Below are 18,262 nucleotides of genomic sequence, written 5' to 3'. Positions count from 1 at the left end.
CCTGCGGCGGGCCTTAATTTTATTTGGGCAGGCGGAACAGCTCGGGATCAGGCCCTTGCCGGCCGTCGGGGCTGTCCAGTTCGGCAATGGCGGCGATGTCCTGTTCGTCCAGCGTAAAGTCGAAGCTGCCGAAATTCTCGCGGATACGCGATGGCGTGACCGACTTTGGAATCACCATATTGCCCAGTTGCATGTGCCAGCACAAGATGACCTGCGCGACCGAGCGCTTGTGTTTGTCGGCAATGCTGACCAGGGTGGGATGTTCCCAGAGCTGGCCGCGGCCCAGCGGGCTCCAGGCTTCGGTGATGATGTCCTGCTCCGCATGGTATTGGCGCAGCGCTGCCTGCTGAAAAAGTGGGTGGAGCTCGACCTGATTGACCACCGGCAGCACGCCGGTTTCGTCCAGCAGGCGTTCCAGGTGATTGATATTGAAGTTGCAGACGCCGATGGACTTGGCAACACCTTCGTCTCGCAATTGAATGAGGGTTTCCCAGGCTTCGACATACAGATCGTTCTTGGGCACGGGCCAATGGATGAGGTACAGGTCCACGTAGTCCATGCCCAGTTTCTCCAGGCTTTCGTTGAACGCGGCCCGTGAGATGTCGTGGCCATGCTGATCATTCCAGAGCTTGGTGGCCACAAAGATTTGATCTCGAGGGACGCCTGATTCGGCGATGCCTTTGCCCACGCCTGCTTCGTTGCCATAGAAGGCTGCGGTGTCGATGGACCGGTAGCCGGTTGCCAGTGCGGTGCGGACGGCGGTGGCAGCGGTGTCGTCATCGACCTGCCAGGTGCCGAACCCCAGGCGGGGCGCGCTGCGACCATCGTGAAACAATACGGTGTTAGTGACTTCGGCCATGCTGGTTCTCCCTGCGTGGCGCCGATAAAGCAATATGCCCGGCGCCGATGAATGTCTGTTTGATTTGTTTTCGTTGTGATTCTGGTCGATTATACGGTTTGTGCAGTGCGGGAGAGATTCAAATCGTATCCCGCGCCGAATTTCGCTAATGAGACAGCAAGGAGAACAGAATGAGTGTGCATCGGCAGGCGCAGCGTATCAGCGTGCCCCAGTTAATGGCCTGCAAGGGAGAGCGCAAGATCGCGGCGCTCACCGCTTACAGTGCGCCCTTTGCGCGGCTGCTGGACGACGCCCTGGACTTTATCCTGATTGGCGACTCCACCGCCATGGTCGGCTACGGCCTGCCGGACACGCTGTCGTTCACGGTCGAGCAGATGGCTGCGCATGCCGCCGCCGTTGTGCGCTCGACGTCTCACGCATGCGTGATTGCCGACATGCCATTTGGCAGTTATCAGGAGTCGCCTGCCCAGGCCTTCAACAATGCGGCGCGAATACTCGCGGCCAGCGGCGCCGACGGCGTCAAGCTCGAAGGCGGTGAGGTCATGGCAGAAACCACCCGTTTTCTGGTCGAGCGCGGCATCCCCGTGCTCGCCCATGTGGGCCTGATGCCGCAGTATGTCAACACAATGGGCGGCTTCAAGGCGCAGGGCATGACAGACGAATCCGCCCAGCGCATTCTGCGCGATGCCCGGGCGCACCAGGAGGCGGGCGCTTTTGGTGTCGTGCTTGAAGGCGTGGCGGAGCGCCTGGGCCGGGAAATCACCGAGACATTAACGATTCCCACCATAGGGATAGGCGCGTCGCCAGCCTGCGATGGGCAGATACTGGTCACCGAGGATATTCTCGGGCTGAGCGGCAGCCGCATTCCGAAATTCGCCCGGCAATTTGCCGATGTGGGCGCGGTGATCAAGACGGCGGTCGAACAATACGCCAGCGAGGTGCGTGACGGTCAGTTTCCCGGGCTGGAGAACTGCTTTGGCGTAAAGAAAACCTGAACAGCGGCAGCCTGGCAGGCTAGTGCACGGGCTGCACAACCTGCGACATAATGGACTGCCATTTTTCGTGTTCTATCGCCAGACGTACCTGGGCGGCTTCGGGCGAGCCCCCGACCGGGATGGCGCCCATGTCGGCAAGCCTTTGTTGCGCTGATGGGGCTTGGAGAATATGGTTCAGGGCCCGATTGGCCTGATCAATCACTGAGCGAGGCGTCCCGCTGGGGGCCATCAGCACCATCCACGCGCCGAACTGCAGCGTTGGATAGCCTTGTTCTGCCATGGTGGGAACATCGGGCAGCACCGCCAGACGCTGCGCGCTCATGACGCCCAGCGGCCTGACCTGACGGTTCTGTATTTGCGGCAAAATGCTGGGCATCAGGTGAAACATCGACTGGATCTGGCCCGAAATCAGATTGTTGGTGGCCATGCCCGCCGAGCTGTACGCCACATGAACCATATTGCTGTCTGTCTCTGTCATGTATAACTGACCCGCGAGGTGCATGGCGCTGCCGTTGCCGGTAGACCCGAAATTGATCACGCCGGGATGGCGGGCCACATAGGAAGTGAACTGCGCCAGGGTAGTAGCGGGCAGTTCGTTATTGACGACCAGCACATTGGGCAGCTGCGCGACCAGGCCGATGGCGTCCAGGCGCTGTTCAGGGCCTGAAAGAATGCGGGCATACGTAAAGCCTGAGCCGGGCAGCGTGGTATTGCACAGCAGCAGCGTGGTGCCATCAGCGGGTTCGTTGTCCAGGAATGCAGTGCTGCCCGGCCCATGGTTGGCGGGGTAGGTCGATACGGAAAAGTGGCCGCCAAGCTGGGCCTCAAGCTGCGTGGCCAGTAGCCTGGCGACGGCCACGCCAATGCCGGCATCGCCGGGGGTAGGCACGATAATCTGTATCGCCCTGTTTTCGGGAGGCCAGTCAGCCCCAACGGCAGGGGCGATGCCGATCAGCGCCCACACTGCCAATCCGACCACATGGGCAAAGGGGTTGCGCATGATGCTGTCCGTTGCGTCTGTGCGGGCCGTGCGCGCTAGGCGCTGCAGCCCTGCCTGGAATACTATGATGGTTAGCGAGTGTAATTTATCATGCCTGCAGAAACTGCATGGTCACAAGGGAATCACGCATGACTCATCTGTCCATCGGACCCGTTGAAATATGGTTGATTGCGGCGGGTGTGGCAGCGGGTATTTTATTGGCCGTGCTCGTGATGGGGCGCCGTCTCGCGCTGCTGCGCGCCGAATATTTTCAGGCCCAGTCGATGGCGCGGCACCACGGAGAGCAGCTTGAAGAAGTGCGCGACACGCTGGAGCAGAGCCGTACCCAATTGGTCGCCACAGAGGCCGCGCGCGCGCGGCTGGATCGCCAGTTGGCGCATAGCGAATCAACCATTCAGAGCCTGCAGGAGCGGCTGGCCGAGGCGCGTCACGACCTGCAGGCGGGCGAGGCGGCGCGCCAGTCGCTGCAGGAGCGTCTGGGTTCGGTCGATAAAGACCTGATCGAGCTGCAGGCCATTCATGCGGAAAAACTGGCCAGTTTCCAGGAAATGAAAGCGGGCTTCGAGCAGTCGCGCGCCCAGCTCAAGATCGAGTTCCAGAATTTGGCCAATCAGATTCTGGAAGAGAAAGGGCGCAATCTCACGCAAAACAGCCAGAGTTCGCTCGATGCCTTGCTCAAGCCGTTGCGCGATCAGATCGACAGGTTCCAGAATCGTATCAATCAGGTACACGACGAAACCGTGCGCGGGAATACCTCGCTGAGCGTGGAAATCCGGCGCGTGATGGACATGGGGCTGCGCATCGGGGCGGAGGCCAGCACATTGGCGCTGGCGCTCAAGGGCGAAAAGAAAACCACAGGCAATTGGGGTGAAATGCAGCTCGAACGTACCCTTGAGCTGGCCGGCCTGGTCAAGCAAGACCACTACACACCCCAGCCCCGCTTCAGGGACGCGCAGGGCAACAGCCGCCAGCCCGACTTCGTCATCAAACTGCCTGATGGCAAACACATGATCATCGACAGCAAAGTGTCGCTGGTGGACTACGACCGTGCCGTGGCAGCCCAAACCGAAGAAGAGATGCAAACAGCGCTCGATGCGCATGTGCGCGCCGTGCGCAACCATATTGACGACTTGGCGCGCAAGGACTACAGCAATTTGGTGGGCATGCGCAGCCCAAGCTTCGTGTTGATGTTCATGCCCATAGAACCCGCCTACATCGAGGCGCTCAAGCATAATCGCGACCTGTTCAATTATGGCTATCAGCGCAATGTCGTCATGGTGTCGCACACTACCTTGATGCCCATTCTCAAGACTGTCGCCAATCTGTGGATGACTGCACGCAGCAATGAGCAGGCGCATGAGCTGAGCGCGCGCGCCGGCGATCTCTATAATCAGGTGGTGCTGGTGGCCGAGCGCCTGAAAAAACTGGGCGATACGCTGGAAACCGTCAGCCGGCACTACAACAGCACCGTCATTGCCGTGGCTGGCCAGCAAGGGCTCTACGGCAAGGCTTCCCGGTTCAGCGAGCTTTCCTCCCGGGCCAACAAGACGCTGCCCGCGCTCGAACCGCTGAACGTCGATGTCGAGGGCGAAAGGCTAACCCTGATCGTTACCGAAGCCCGTGCTGACGACGATGCAGCGCCTTCCACAGGCGATCAGGCGCAATCAGGATGTAGCACGTGAGCCAGGGCGCTCACGGCCTGGCCCAGCGGGAGTAAGCTAGTAACCTTTCGTACGACTGGATCGTTTCATGACAGCGCTTGACCACACCCCGGCCTTGCGGCCGCTCTATGCCGTAAGCATCCTTATCGGCGCGATCACGCTGGTGCTCGCGATGGTGGGCGTATACGGCGTTATGGTTCCCGGCAACGACACCTTGCTCAATGCGCTTGCCTGGGGCTGTGTCGCGGCGGCGGCCACCTCGCTGGGCACCTTGCCAGTCGTCCTGTCGTTCCGGTTTTCTCAGCGCGCGCATGATGCCATGCTGGGATTTGGCGCTGGCGTGATGCTTGCGGCCAGTTCGTTTTCATTGGTTATTCCTGCCTTGCAGGTGGCGCAGGATCAGGGGGCCGGCAGTTGGGGATCCAGCAGCATTGTTGGCGCCGGCATTTTGCTGGGGGCCGGGCTGCTGCTATGGATAGACAAAGCTGTGCCGCACGAGCATTTCATCAAAGGCGTGGAGGGCGGGGGCGCGCGCAAGCTCAAGCGCGTATGGATGTTTGTGCTGGCGATCTGTCTGCACAATTTTCCTGAAGGGCTGTCGATCGGGGTAGGGTTTGCAGGGCCGGATATGATAGGCGGCCAGGCCTTGGCAACCGGTATCTCCATTCAGGACATCCCCGAAGGATTGGTCGTTGCCCTGGCCCTGACAGGGGTAGGCTATTCGCGAGGCATGGCTGTTGGCGTAGCCGTATTGTCGGGGTTGATCGAACCTCTGGCTGCCATTGTGGGCGTGGTGGTGATCGGCCTGTCGGCCACGCTGCTGCCCTGGGGCCTGGCGATGGCCGCTGGCGCCATGCTCTTTGTCATCAGCCACGAAATCATCCCCGAATCACACCGCCAGGGCCATGAAACCGCGGCCACAATCGGTTTGATGGCGGGGTTTGTCCTGATGATGCTGCTGGATACGGCGCTTGGGTGATTCGCGAACCCGGCATTTTTTACCTTGCTTGACTGAATATTAGGAAAAACCCCGACGCAATAGTTGCTTACAGTGTGGCGAGCCGATGTAGCATATCGCCTGTTAAGACTTGATACTTCGGCGTTGGGATCATATTCGTTCGTGCAACAGGTCTGTGGTCAGCCTCGGAGACTGAACCGCACCGCCAAATTTAAATATCCAAGGTTAAATTGCCAAGGCGGTTTTCTTACGTGCATTCGCGCAATCTCAGGCCGTGTATTGTTCTCGCAGTCGCTTGCGCCAAGACCGCAGGCGTACACACTCTGCCGGCTACGAGCCGGCTTCTTTCCAGTATGTCATCAGGGAGATCGTCAATGCGTAAATTCTTTACGTCTTCACTCGGCAAGCGACTGGCGCTGACCGCCAGTGCGGCAGCCATGGTCGCTGCGGTGGCGGCACCGCTGCCCGCCGCAGCCCAGCAAAAATTCGTCAGTATCGGTACGGGCGGCGTAACCGGCGTCTATTATGCCGCTGGCGGCGCGATCTGCCGTCTGGTCAACAAAGACCGCTCGTCCCACGGTATCCGCTGTTCGGTCGAGTCCACGGGCGGGTCTGTCTTCAACATCAACACGATCAAGGCCGGGGAGCTGGATCTGGGCGTGGTGCAATCCGATGTTGGCTTCAATGCCTATAACGGAGAAGGCCAGTTCAAGGACGCCGGCAAGTTCGATAAGCTGCGTTCGGTCTTCTCCATTCATCCCGAGCCTTTTACCGTTGTGTCCCGCAAGGAAGCCAACATCAAATCGTTTGATGACTTCAAGGGCAAGCGCTTCAATGTCGGCAATCCTGGTTCGGGCACACGTGCCTCCATGGATCTGCTGTTGCAGGCACGTGGCGAGGATTACTCGTTCTTCTCGCTCGCGTCCGAGCTCAAGCCCGATGAGCATGGCTCAGCGCTGTGCGACGGCAAGATTGATGGCTTTTTCTATGCAGTCGGCCATCCCTCCGCCAACATCCAGGATCCAACCACGACTTGCGGTGCGCAACTGGTCTCGCTGACGGGCCCGGCCGTGGACAAGCTGGTTGAGCAGTACCCTTACTATGCCAAGGCCACGATTCCTGCGGGGCTCTATCCCAATAATCCCCAGGATACCGAGACCTATGGCGTGCTGGCAACGTTCGTGACATCGGCCGATGTACCCGAAGAAACGGTATACACGCTCGTCAAGGCCGTGTTCGAAAACTTCGAGGATTTCAAGAAACTGCACCCCGCGTTCGGACATCTTGAGCCCAAGGACATGGTGTCCAACGGCTTGTCCGCGCCACTGCACCCGGGTGCCGAGAAGTACTTCAAGGAAAAAGGCCTGCTGTAAGCGGCAGGGCTGCGGGCATACCCTGTGAGGTATGCTCGCGGTTGTGTGTATGCCCGTGGCCACAAGCTGGCATGCACGTTTGTCCTGGCCAGCACGACGCGCTGTTTGGCGAGGCGATTCACATAGCAACACAATAGGAAACGCTCATGGGCACGACACCATCGCCGGCTACCGCCGCGCAGCAGACGAATGCTCACCTGGAACAGCTGGTCGCGGACGTGGATCGCGGCGGGCGCAACGTAGGCGGCATCACGGGTGCCGTGCTATTTGGCGGCGCAATTATCTGGTCGCTGTTCCAGCTCTGGACGGCGTCACCGCTGCCCTTCACATTCAATTTCGGGATTTTCAACGATACCGAAGCCCGCGCGCTGCATCTTGGCATCGCCATGTTTCTTGGCTATCTGGCCTATCCGGCGCGCAAGAGCTCGCCGCGCGACCAGATGCCCTGGTTCGACTGGGTGCTGGCCCTGATGGCTGGCTTTTGCGGCGCCTACCTGTTTTTCTTCTATCAGGAACTGGCGACCCGGCCCGGCATCCCCACGACCATGGACGTCGTGACGGCGGCAATCGGCATGCTGCTGCTGCTCGAAGTCACGCGGCGCGCGCTGGGCGCGCCGATGGCGGTCCTGGGTATTATCTTTGTCGCTTACGTCTTTCTCGGGCCCTGGCTGCCCGACGCGCTGGCGCACCGCGGCGCCTCCATCGAGCGGCTGGTGTCGCACATGTGGCTGACCACCGAAGGCGTCTACGGGGTGGCATTGGGCGTGTCGGTATCCTATATCTTTATTTTTGTCTTGCTCGGATCGCTGCTGGACAGATGCGGCGCGGGCAATTACATGATGCAGGTGTCGTTCGCCTTGCTGGGCCACTTGCGGGGCGGCCCCGCCAAGGTGGCGGTGGTCTCGTCGGCGGTTAATGGCATTGTTTCCGCATCCTCGGTGGCCAATGTGGTGACAGGCGGGATTTTCACGATTCCGCTCATGAAGCGGGCCGGGTATGGCGGCATACGCGCGGGCGCCATCGAGACCGCGTCGTCCGTCAACGGCCAGATCATGCCGCCTGTCATGGGGGCGGCAGCGTTTCTGATGATCGAGTATGTGGGCATCCCCTATACCGATATCATTCGCCACGCCCTGCTGCCTGCAACGATTTCCTACGTGGCCTTGTTTTATATCGTTCACCTGGAAGCCCTCAAGCTGGGCATAGAGCCCATGATGTCGGCTGGCAAGCCGCGCACGGCGCTGCAGAAGATGGCGGGATGGGGCATGGGGATCGCGGGCAGCGTGATCGTCATGGGCCTGGTCTACTGGATAGGCGTGGGCGTACAGGGGGTTGCCGGCGATGCAGCCATCTGGATATTGATGGGGCTGTTGGTGCTGCTTTATCTGTGGCTGGTGAAGATCGCCGCGTCGCATCCGGATCTGCCCACCGAAATCAGCATTACCAATCCGGTCAGGCCCGAGCCATGGCCGACCGTGCGCGCAGGCCTTTACTATCTTATTCCGATCGGCGTGCTGGTGTGGTGTCTCACCGTAGAACAGTTCTCGGCTGGCCTGTCCGCCTTCTGGGCGGTGGTGACCATGCTGGCGCAAATGGTGACGCAGTGGCCATTGATGGCGCTGTTCCGCAAGGAACCGATTGCGCCGCGCCTGCGTCAAGGTCTGTCCGATGCCATTACCGGCCTCCAGGAAGGCGCTCGCAACATGATAGGCATTGCCATCGCCTGCGGTACCGCAGGGCTGATTGTGGGCGCCATCACGCTGACGGGTCTGGGGCTGCGCATGACCGCGTTTGTGGAACTGGTCTCCATGGGCAGCGTGCTGGCCATGCTGTTCTTCACGGCCGGTGTGTGCCTGGTGCTGGGTTTGGGCATGCCCACTACGGCCAACTACATCCTGATGGCGACCTTGATGGCGCCTGTTGTCGTTGAACTGGGCGCGCAAAGTGGCTTGGTGATTCCCTTGATTGCCGTGCATATGTTTGTCTTTTATTACGGCATCATGGCGGACATCACGCCACCGGTTGGGCTGGCAACGTTCGCGGCGGCGGCGATCTCGGGCGAAGATCCCATCAAGACGGGCGTGCAGGGTGTGACGTATGCGCTGCGCACGGCGGTCTTGCCCTTTATGTTCATCTTCAATCCCATGCTCTTGCTGATCGATATCAATGGTTGGTGGGAGCTGTTTCTGGTGGTTGGCGGCGCGACGCTTGCTTCCCTGACGTTTGCCGCCGGCACCATGTTCTGGATGCGCACCAAGGCAACATGGATTGAAGTGGCGCTGCTGTTTGTCGTGACCTTCATGCTGTTCCGCCCAGACTGGTTCATGAATCACCTTTATGCCAAGTACGAAGCGCATCCGCCCTCCCAACTGCTGCAGATTACCGCCGACATGCCCGCCAAGGGACGCTTGGTCACGGTATTGAAAGGCATGAATCTGGAAGGCGATGAGCTGCAGAAAACCGTGGCTGTTCCCTTGCCTGCCTTGCCCGAAGGCAATACGGCGACCGGCGATGCGGCCGGTCAGCAGCGCCTGATGGCGGCGGGGCTCACCGTCATGGCGATGGGCGACCAGGCCCAGATTGCGTCGGTGCGTTTCGGCAGTCAGGCCCGCAAGGCGGGCTGGGAGCAGGGTTGGGACATTGATCAGGTGTTGGTGCCTAATCCGGATCGGCCTTCCGAGTTCTGGGTGTATTTGCCTGCGCTGCTGATTCTTGCGCTGATCTGGTTCAAGCAAGGCGTGCGGATGCGCCGCAAGGGCTTGCCTGATCCTGTTCCGGCTTGAACGCGTGGGTTAGGTTTGCTTGGGCGCTCTTGATGACATGCTGAATGGTCCACGTCCGGCACGGCGCAAGTCCGGGTCGGGCGGCCGCCTGCCGGCCGTTGCGCCCTTGCCGCCTCGGCAGGGCGTGGCCGCCAGCCGTGTTTATTTGCCGGACGGACCTTGGCTGACCATGGGCGAGTATCTTTCGCAGCGGTTTCCACATGTTCCGGCGGATATCCTGGCTGAGCGGCTGGCGCGTGGCGACATTGTGGATGAGACCGGTGTCGCCCAGCATGCCGGCGCCGCATACCGTCCACGCATCTGGCTGTGGTATTACCGCGAAGCGCCGCGCGAGCCTGCCGTACCTTTTGATCTGCCGGTGTTGTTCCGCGATGAGCGTCTGCTGGTCGTGGACAAGCCGCATTTCCTGGCCAGTATTCCCGGTGGGCGTCACCTGCACGAAACCGCCCTGACACGCTTGCGATTGCAGTTCGACCTTCCACTGCTTGCGCCTGTGCATCGACTGGATCGCGATACCGCGGGCGTACTGGTGTTTTGCCTGGATCCGCAGGCACGCGGCGCGTATCAATCACTGTTCCAGGCGCGGGCTGTTTACAAGGAATACGAGGCGATCGCGGCGTTGAACCAGGGCCTGGCACTGCCCTGCGTGTATCAAAGCCGCATCGATACGGCACCCGGGGCGTTCGTGGTGACATCGCGGCTGTCGGAAATGCCCAACAGCGAAACGCGCATTGAGCTGATGGAAACGCTGGGCGGCGGGCTGGGCCTGTACCGGCTGTTGCCATTGACGGGGCGCAAGCACCAGCTACGCGCGCATATGAGCGCGCTGGACATGCCCATTGTCAACGACAGGCTTTATCCTGTGCTGAAAACATATCTACGGGACGATGATTTTTCGCGGCCGCTGCAATTGCTGGCGCGCCGCGTCGCGTTCAAGGATCCTTTTACGGGCGCGCAGCGGGTATTCGAAAGTGCGCGGCAGCTGCAGCGTTGAGTCGCCGCTTGCCGGCATGCAGGCCGGGCGTGGCGTGCATGCTTTCATGCGCGGCGTGAAACGCCAGTCAATAGCGATCAAAGCAGGCTTGAATGGCGGCTGGGTCGGTGCTGCGCGTCAGCGCGAGCATAAGCAGGATGCGCGCCTTTTGCGGATTGAGTGTGTTGCTGGACACCAGGCGGCGCGCGGCATCCTGCTGGCTTGCGGAAACCAGGCCGGCGCCGGTGCGGCTGCTGCGCACGCAGACAATGCCTTGCGCCACGGCTAGCCTGCAGCCTTCTTCAGCTTGCGTAGACAGGCTGCCGTTGCCGCATGCGGCAACGACAATGCCGCGCGCGCCTGCCTCGATGGCGGCCCGGTACAGATGCAGTCCGGCATTTTGATGATCGTAGAGCACATCCACCCAGGGCAGCTGATGTTGCCCTTGAAGCCCTTGCATTGAGAATTCCGTATCGCGGGTATGGCATGGAGCCGGCCCGCGGGAGAGCATCACGCGGCCGTTGTGGATGCGGCCGATGCAGCCAGCATCTTCGGAACTGAAGGCCTGTACATGCGTGGTGTGGGCCTTGCGCACATAGCGTGCCGCATGCACGGCATCATTGAGCGTCACCAGCACCCCGAGCCCCTGGGCGTGTGGCGAGGTGGCCAGCAGGACGGCGTTATAGAGATTGAGCGGCCCATCGGCGCTCATGGCCGAACCCGGCCGCATGGCGCCTACCACGACAACCGGTTTGTGGCTTTTGATGACCAGATTGAGAAAATAAGCGGTTTCCTCGAGTGTGTCGGTGCCGTGCGTGATCACGATGCCATCGATGGCGTCATCGGCCAGCAGGCTGTCGACGGCTGTGCCAAGCTGCAAGAGCATGGCGTTGTCGATGCAGCGGCTATCTACATTGAAGACCTGCTGGGGCCGCAGTTCAGCCAGCGCATTGATTTCGGGAACGGCCGAAAGCAAGGCTTGTACGCCTTCCGTGACGGTGTAGTCGGCGACGGCGGTTGTGCTGGGCGCCGTGGCGGCAATCGTGCCGCCAGTGCCGAGCAGGGCAATGACGGGCGGGCGGTAATGGGGCATGGACAATTCCAGAAACCAGAGGGCCCGCCCATTTTAGCCATCATGGCGCGCGGCGCAATTCCGCAGGTGGATATTTGATCTGGGCCCGGTACTTCGACACCGTGCGGCGGGCGACCATGATCCCTTCCTGCGCCAACTTGTCCGCAAGTGTGACGTCGGACAAGGGCTCCTTGGGGTTTTCGTCGTCGATCATTTCCTGGATGAGTGCCCGCACCGCCCCGGCCGAGCAGCTGCCGCCAGATTTGGTGGCCAGCTCCCGCGTGAAAAAATGCTTGAACTCATAGATGCCCCGAGGCGTCGCCAGGTACTTGCTGCTCGTGGCCCTGGAGACGGTCGACTCATGCATATCCAATTCCTCGGCGATTTCGCTGAGCATCAATGGACGAAGCGCCACCTCGCCATAGTCGAAGAAAGTCTGCTGACGCGCAACAATCGCCTGGGCTACCCGCTGTATGGTCTGAGTGCGTTGTTCCAGGCTGCGAATCAGCCAGCGCGCCTCCTGCAGAGCCTGCGCCATCATGGCGCGTTCGTCGTACCGTGTCTTGCGAAACAGGCGCGCATAGGCGTCGTTGATCTGTGCCTGCGGGATGGCCTCGTTGTTGGCCGTGGCGATCCATAGTTTGCCCACCTTGCGGACGTAGGCATCCGGAATCACGTAGCTGGATGGATCCACCGCGCCGTAGCGGCGCCCCGGACGCGGCGTCAGCGTGCGGATCAGCAGGCTTGCGGTGCGTGCGTCCTCGACGCTGCACAGCGTGGCCTTGGCCATGCCCTGGTAGTCGCAGCGGCCCAGACGCTCGAGCTGGTCTTTGACGATGCGCAAGGCGACCGCACGCGCAGGCGTGTCCTCAGGCATGGCTTCGATCTGCAGCGCAAGGCATTCAGACAAATCACGCGCGGCGATGCCTGGCGCGCCCAGATGCTGAACCAGACGCAGTGCAACCTCCCATTCCGCCTGCGTTGGTGCGGGCGAGAACTGCGCCGGGTCGGCCAGTTCCGTTAACGGTTCGCGTAGATAGCCATCGTCATCAATCGCTTCAATGATGAAAAATGCCAGGCATTTGTCCCGCTCGCTCAATGAAAAGCCGCACAGATTTGCGTACAGCGCATCCTGCAGGCTGGTTTCGGCCCGCGCCCATTGCCCCACATCGGTGTTGCGTTCGCTGTTCTGGCGCGTGGCGGGATAGTCGCCGGAGTAGGCCCGCGATTCGACAGGCGCTGAGGCGATACGCTGGATTTCGGGTGCCTCGTCGTAGCTGTCCGCGTCGCCCATACCGTTGGTCGCGGCGGCGTCGCGGTCGGGCTCATGGAGATCGCCTGCGTGGGCATAGGCGTCGTGGCTGCCTTCGACGTCCAGTTTCGCATTGTCCGCGCCCGACGCGCTATCCTGCCCGGCGCCTCCTTCTTCCTGATCCTCCAGAAAAGGGTTGCTGGCAAGCGCTTCGGCGACTTCGCGCTTGAAATCCAGGGTGGACATCTGCAGCAGTCGAACGGATTGTTGCAGCCGGGGTGTCAGGGTAGTCTGTTGCCTGGCCTGCAGCTCATAGACGAGTTGTATCAATTTGAATCCCCTTTTTTTACTTGTCTGGCGACCGCATTCCAGCGGTGTTCTACCAGGGATTCAAGCAAAAACCATGCCAAGTTTGGATTCAGGGGTTTGCTCAGGGAAAGCACATGGCGTGCCTGCGCGCATCAAAGGGCAAACTTACCGATGTGTGTAAGATGTGCAAACAGCAAGGGGCGTCAGGACCATTGGGGCGGCGTCAGGGGATTGTTCAGGTGTCTGGGCTATCCCCGAATCGTTCGAGACGGTTATAGAGCGTCTTGGGGCTGATTCCAAGCGCCAGGGCGGCCCGTTGCTTGTCGCCCGCGAAATGCTCGAGGGTGGCCATGATGATGGCTCGCTGGGCATTGGTCAGCGGGGTGCCGATCGGAATCTTCAGGAAGCCTTGCTTCACTTCAAGGCTGCCGGGGCGGCGCGTGGGGCTGAAGGGTGGGATATCGAGCTCATTGTCCGCCAGGATGAAGGCTCGGGTGATAATGTTCTTGAGTTCGCGGATATTGCCAGGCCAGCTGTGGCCTTCAAGATTGTCCAGCGACGATTTGGAAAAGCGCTTGCTTGATTTTTCCTGTTGATTGAGTTCATCCAGAAAGCGCTGCGCCAGGTAGGCGATATCAGACTTGCGTTCGCGCAACGAGGGGACGCGAATCGGAAACACCGCAAGCCGGTAGAGCAGATCCGACCTGAATGTGCCGGCCATCACGGCTTCCTTGGGATCGCGGTTCGTTGCGGCGATGATGCGCAGATCCACATTGATTTGTTCGGTGCCGCCTACCCGGTTGTACCGGCTGCTTTCCAGCACGCGTAACAACAGCACCTGCATCGCCAGCGGCATTTCGGTGACTTCGTCCAGAAAGAGCGTGCCGGGGTGCGCGCGCTCGAAACAGCCCATGGTGGTTGCCGACGCGCCGGTGAAACTGCCTTTTTCGTGACCGAAGAGCTCGCTTTCGGCCAGCGATGGCGTGATGGCGCCGCAGTTGATGGCGACGAAGGGCGCATTCTTCCGTTCGCTGCGATTGTGGATTGCGCGCGCGACGATTTCCTTACCGGTGCCGCTTTCACCGATAATCAGTACCGAGGCAGTTGTAGGAGCAGCTTTGACAATAGAGCGCGCCAAGTCAAAGGCTGCCCCGGAGCGACCCAGGATTTTAGAAGATTTGATCATGGCTGGCAGTTTGATAACGAAGGCCTCTGGGGTTCGGTAAAATAGTAATTTCTTGCATTAGATGCTTTTGTTTTCAAATGATAGTGAGAAAACCGCGTACGATTGGTTAATGAAAGTTAAATTTGCTGGTCTAACTGCCATCAGTATCTGTCCACATTGCCATAAAACCTCCCCCGTAGCAGTGTCCCACACAGACGGAAACAGGGATTGGGACGACGTATCTTGTTGAACAAACGCATATGCCGCATCTTTTGATCGTCGACGACGATGCTGCAATCAGAGAGCTGATCGCTGATATCGCAGCGGACGAAAGTTACACAACGGCACAGGCCGCCGACATCCGCCAGGCCCGTATACAGATAGAACGACAAAAACCCGATGTTGTCTTTCTGGACATGAATCTGCCGGATGGAAATGGCATGGAGTTCTGGCGGGAGCTGGAACTTCCCGACACGCACGTTGCATTTATTACAGGTTACTCCAGCGTAGACAGCGCCATCGAAGCGCTGCGCTGCGGTGCCATCGATTACCTGCTCAAGCCTGTCAGCCTGCGACGGCTGCGCGGGATTCTTGGCGAAATCAAGTTGATGGCAGGCAAGGCCATGCCGCCTGTCTCGTCGGACAGTTTTGCCAAAATGATAGGCCAGTCGCGCGCCATGCAGCTGCTCTGTGCGCATATTGAAAAGGTGGCGCCGACGCAGGCCACCGTGCTGCTGGTGGGCGAAAGCGGAACCGGCAAGGAGCTGGCTGCCGAAGCCATTCATTTGGCCAGTACGCGCCGCGACCATCCTTTCATCCCCATCAATTGCGGCGCGATTTCGCCTCATCTCATCGAAAGCGAGCTCTTTGGCCACGAAAAAGGCAGTTTCACGGGTGCAGACCGCCAGCACAAGGGTTATTTTGAACGTGCGCGGGGCGGCACGATCTTCCTCGACGAAATCACCGAGATGTCCATGGACTTGCAGGTGCGTTTGCTGCGCGTGCTTGAGAGCGGGAAATTCATGCGTGTGGGCACCCACGAGGAAACCGAGGCGGATGTCCGCGTTGTGGCCGCCACGAACCGAAACCCCGAGCAGGCGGTGGCCAATGGCATGCTGCGTGAAGATCTCTACCATCGACTCAGTGTCTTCCCGCTGGAGCTGCCGCCCTTGCGCGAGCGTGACGACGATATTTTCATTCTGGCTGATTTCTTCCTGGGCAAGTTGAACGAAGAGCATGGCAGCAGCAAGGCGTTTTCCAAGTCGGCACGCGACGCCATGCAAAAGTATGCATGGCCGGGCAACATCCGCGAGCTGCGCAATTACGTATACCGTAGCTATATATTGGGAGATGACGTGCTCGACGGCGATATCAAGTCGTTCGAACTCAACGCTCACGCGCCCGAACTGAACAGCGACGTCCTGGTGCCTGTGGGTGCATCCCTTGCCGATGCCAACAGGCAAATCATCCTGGCCACGCTCAAACAATGCGGCGGCGTCAAGAAGACAGCCGCCAAGATGCTGGGCATCAGTCTCAAAACCCTTTACAACCGGCTTGAGGAATACGGCGAAAGCGACGACAGCGCGCCGACCGGCAAGGACCTTCGCTAGGCGTGCCATTGCCCCTCGCCTCGCTGCGGAGGTTGCTTGTCTGGCCGAGGCATGGGGTCTCGAATTTCTTCGGGCGCCTCCCTCGGGGGCAGATCGATATCCCTGTCTGGATCCTCGACAGGAGGTTGCTCCGGCGGCGTGTTCGGATCATGTCCCGGCGGCACATTCGGGTCGTGCTCTGGCGGCTCCGGTACATGCGCATACATCCATCCCTGCGCGGCGCCCCGTATATCGGCGGCGGACGGCTGTGCAGTCTGTGTGATTGTTTTCATAAAGAGTCTCCATTCCGGGTCTGATACGAAGCGCGCAATAGCAACTGCTTGCCGCGTGCCTTGTTGCCCATTCCCTGCAAATCTCATGCCTGCGCGCAACGGCGTCCCCCATGGTTTGCCTTGATGGGCACGGCGACTGGCATGGATATTGCTTCGATCTTGGATGAAGGACACGTCCCGCCCTTGGCATCGCAAGCGCCTCGTATAGCTTTTACGACCGCCGGTATTTTTTACCGTATGTGCTGGCCGGGCTGGATGCAGACGCTGGATTTCCGGCGCGACAGCGATAATTCCCCGGCCCCTGAGCCGGGGGCGGGAGAATAAATGTGACGTTAAATGTACTTGCTGTGAGTGCGGAAGCCTTTCCCCTGGCAAAGACGGGAGGGTTGGGCGATGCGGTCAGCGGTCTGGCCCATGCATTGAGTACGGAAGGCCTCGGCGTGACGCTGTTGCTGCCAGCGTATCCGGGCACAGTTTCCCGGCTGCGTGCGCCCCGGGAACTGGCGGTGCTGGACGGCTTGCCGGGAGGCCGGGCCAGCTTGATCGGAGGGCATTGCCTGGAAATTGATCTGCCTGTGCTGCTGCTCCAGAATGACGCGCTGTATAACCGAACTGGCCTGTACCTGTCTCCCGAAGGCGATGTGTACGGCGATAACCATGTCAGGTTCGCGGCTTTGTCGCACGCCGCTGCGCGTATCGCGGGCGGTATCGACGGCATTGCGCGCCCCCATATTGTGCACGCGCACGATTGGCATGCAGCACTTGCACCCCTGTTGATACGGCAACAGGGGCTGGACGATGTCAAGACGGTGCTCACGCTGCATAATCTTGCCTTTCAGGGCAATTTCCCGCTTGGCAGCTTGCAGGATCTCTGCATGGGAGACGAGCCCGCCGCGTGCAGCGCGCTTGAGCTCTATGACCAGATCAATTTTCTGTCAGCCGGAATACGATGCGCAGACCTGATCACTGTCGTCAGCCATAACTATGCGCGTGAAATCCTGACGCCGGAATTTGGCTGCGGCTTGCAGGATTTGCTGCGCAGCCGCCGTGACGACATCGTGTCCATCCCCAATGGCATCGACACAACCGAATGGGACCCTCAGGCCGATCGCTATCTGCGCGGGCATCCTTTCAACGCCTTCCAGCTGGGCAACAAGGCCGTCTGCAAGTACGAGCTGCAGCGGGCCTTTGGACTCCAGGCGCGTGCGGACGCCACGTTGATGGTCATGTGCAGCCGGTTGACCACGCAAAAAATGGCGGATCTGGCGGCTGAGGCAATCCCCCAGGCCCTGGAGGCGCACCCCGAGCTGCAGGTTTGCGTGATGGGACAAGGGGACAAAGGGCTGGAGCACGCGCTGCGCACGATGGCTCAAGCTTACCCGGGTCGTTGCGCGGTGTGGATCGGGTTTGATGAGGCACGCTCCCACCTGTTGCATGCGGGCGCGGACATCCTGTTGCATGGCAGCAGATTCGAGCCGTTCGGACTTACCCCGCTATATTCGATGCGCTATGGCACCATACCCATCGGTTCGCGGGTCGGCGGCATGGTGGACACAATACTGGATCCTGGCCCGGGCGTGCCGCCGGGCGCGATGCGTACGGCGACTGGCGTACTGTTCCGTGGAGAGACTGCGCAGGACATGGTCAGGGCTGTTGCGCGTGCCATGTCGTTGCACCGGCTGCCCGATGTCTGGCGCGCCATGCAAGTCAATGGCATGCGCGCAGACTTCAGCTGGCGGACGGCCTCGCCTGCTTACATGGCAGCCTATCAGAGCCTGCGCCCCGACGTGATCATGGGACGCATCCCGGAGAAACAGCGCCGTACGCTGTTCGGCCCACGTATTCTGCAACCGGGCAGAACCCTTGCAGGTCCCGCAGGCGCAAATGCAACACTGGGCGTGGCCAATGCGATGACGCGGCGGCGCAGCAGCCAGGACTCCGGAACGATTGGCGGGCGAGAAATCTCTGCCGTCTGAAATG

The 18,262-nt window shown here is 60.3% G+C and carries 14 protein-coding genes; 8 read left to right on the top strand and 6 right to left on the bottom strand.

Annotated elements, in window-relative coordinates; translation table 11 throughout:
* Positions 1-19: 19 nt before the first annotated feature.
* Entirely contained in the window at positions 20-859 is an 840-nt protein-coding gene (locus ERE07_RS15895; protein ID WP_130010024.1) for an aldo/keto reductase, read from the bottom strand.
* Positions 860-1,029: 170 nt separating this feature from the next.
* Between ERE07_RS15895 and panB the strand changes: the two genes are divergently transcribed.
* Positions 1,030-1,854, top strand: coding sequence for a 3-methyl-2-oxobutanoate hydroxymethyltransferase (gene panB, locus ERE07_RS15890; RefSeq protein WP_130010023.1), 825 nt, complete (start codon positions 1,030-1,032; stop codon positions 1,852-1,854).
* Between the two features lie 19 nt (positions 1,855-1,873).
* Here panB and ERE07_RS15885 read toward each other — a convergent pair whose 3' ends face one another.
* Positions 1,874-2,854 (bottom strand): Bug family tripartite tricarboxylate transporter substrate binding protein, encoded by a 981-nt coding sequence (locus ERE07_RS15885; RefSeq protein ID WP_130010022.1) that lies wholly within the window; start codon positions 2,852-2,854, stop codon positions 1,874-1,876.
* Between the two features lie 128 nt (positions 2,855-2,982).
* On the opposite strand from ERE07_RS15885, the gene ERE07_RS15880 reads away from it, so the two are divergent.
* From ERE07_RS15880 to ERE07_RS15860, 5 genes are all read left to right on the top strand, one after another.
* Positions 2,983-4,536 carry a DNA recombination protein RmuC gene (locus ERE07_RS15880; RefSeq protein ID WP_245153749.1) on the top strand — a complete coding sequence of 518 codons (1,554 nt, stop codon included), beginning with the start codon at positions 2,983-2,985 and terminating at the stop codon, positions 4,534-4,536.
* Positions 4,537-4,687: 151 nt separating this feature from the next.
* Positions 4,688-5,494 (top strand): ZIP family metal transporter, encoded by an 807-nt coding sequence (locus ERE07_RS15875; protein ID WP_245153756.1) that lies wholly within the window; start codon positions 4,688-4,690, stop codon positions 5,492-5,494.
* 353 nt (positions 5,495-5,847) lie between these two features.
* Positions 5,848-6,846 (top strand): TAXI family TRAP transporter solute-binding subunit, encoded by a 999-nt coding sequence (locus tag ERE07_RS15870; RefSeq protein ID WP_130010020.1) that lies wholly within the window; start codon positions 5,848-5,850, stop codon positions 6,844-6,846.
* 146 nt (positions 6,847-6,992) lie between these two features.
* On the top strand, positions 6,993-9,629 hold the full coding sequence (locus tag ERE07_RS15865; protein WP_130010019.1) for a TRAP transporter permease: 2,637 nt from the start codon (positions 6,993-6,995) through the stop codon (positions 9,627-9,629).
* 37 nt (positions 9,630-9,666) lie between these two features.
* On the top strand, positions 9,667-10,623 hold the full coding sequence (locus ERE07_RS15860; RefSeq protein ID WP_130010018.1) for a pseudouridine synthase: 957 nt from the start codon (positions 9,667-9,669) through the stop codon (positions 10,621-10,623).
* A 67-nt stretch (positions 10,624-10,690) separates the two neighbouring features.
* Here the strand turns inward: ERE07_RS15860 and ERE07_RS15855 are convergent, their stop codons facing one another.
* From ERE07_RS15855 to ERE07_RS15845, 3 genes are all read right to left on the bottom strand, one after another.
* On the bottom strand, positions 10,691-11,695 hold the full coding sequence (locus tag ERE07_RS15855; protein WP_130010017.1) for an asparaginase: 1,005 nt from the start codon (positions 11,693-11,695) through the stop codon (positions 10,691-10,693).
* A 40-nt stretch (positions 11,696-11,735) separates the two neighbouring features.
* Positions 11,736-13,256 carry an RNA polymerase factor sigma-54 gene (locus tag ERE07_RS15850; protein WP_130010016.1) on the bottom strand — a complete coding sequence of 507 codons (1,521 nt, stop codon included), beginning with the start codon at positions 13,254-13,256 and terminating at the stop codon, positions 11,736-11,738.
* A 214-nt stretch (positions 13,257-13,470) separates the two neighbouring features.
* Complete coding sequence (locus ERE07_RS15845; protein ID WP_130010015.1) at positions 13,471-14,421, bottom strand: sigma-54 interaction domain-containing protein; 951 nt, start codon at positions 14,419-14,421, stop codon at positions 13,471-13,473.
* A 239-nt stretch (positions 14,422-14,660) separates the two neighbouring features.
* Between ERE07_RS15845 and ERE07_RS15840 the strand changes: the two genes are divergently transcribed.
* Positions 14,661-16,010, top strand: a complete 1,350-nt coding sequence (locus ERE07_RS15840; RefSeq protein ID WP_130010014.1) for a sigma-54-dependent transcriptional regulator — start codon at positions 14,661-14,663, stop codon at positions 16,008-16,010.
* On the opposite strand, the gene ERE07_RS15835 is transcribed toward ERE07_RS15840, so the two are convergent.
* Positions 16,007-16,282, bottom strand: a complete 276-nt coding sequence (locus tag ERE07_RS15835; RefSeq protein WP_130010013.1) for a hypothetical protein — start codon at positions 16,280-16,282, stop codon at positions 16,007-16,009. The two genes, ERE07_RS15840 and ERE07_RS15835, sit on opposite strands and share 4 nt — an antisense overlap.
* Before the next feature lie 326 nt (positions 16,283-16,608).
* On the opposite strand from ERE07_RS15835, the gene glgA reads away from it, so the two are divergent.
* Positions 16,609-18,258, top strand: a complete 1,650-nt coding sequence (gene glgA, locus ERE07_RS15830) for a glycogen synthase GlgA (protein ID WP_245153748.1) — start codon at positions 16,609-16,611, stop codon at positions 18,256-18,258.
* Positions 18,259-18,262 lie beyond the last annotated feature (4 nt).

The sequence above is a fragment of the Allopusillimonas ginsengisoli genome, assembly GCF_004153455.1.
Classification (GTDB): Bacteria; Pseudomonadota; Gammaproteobacteria; order Burkholderiales; family Burkholderiaceae_B; genus Allopusillimonas; species Allopusillimonas ginsengisoli.
Note: the sequence above shows the minus strand (reverse complement) of the source record. Positions and strands in the feature narration are given on the sequence as shown.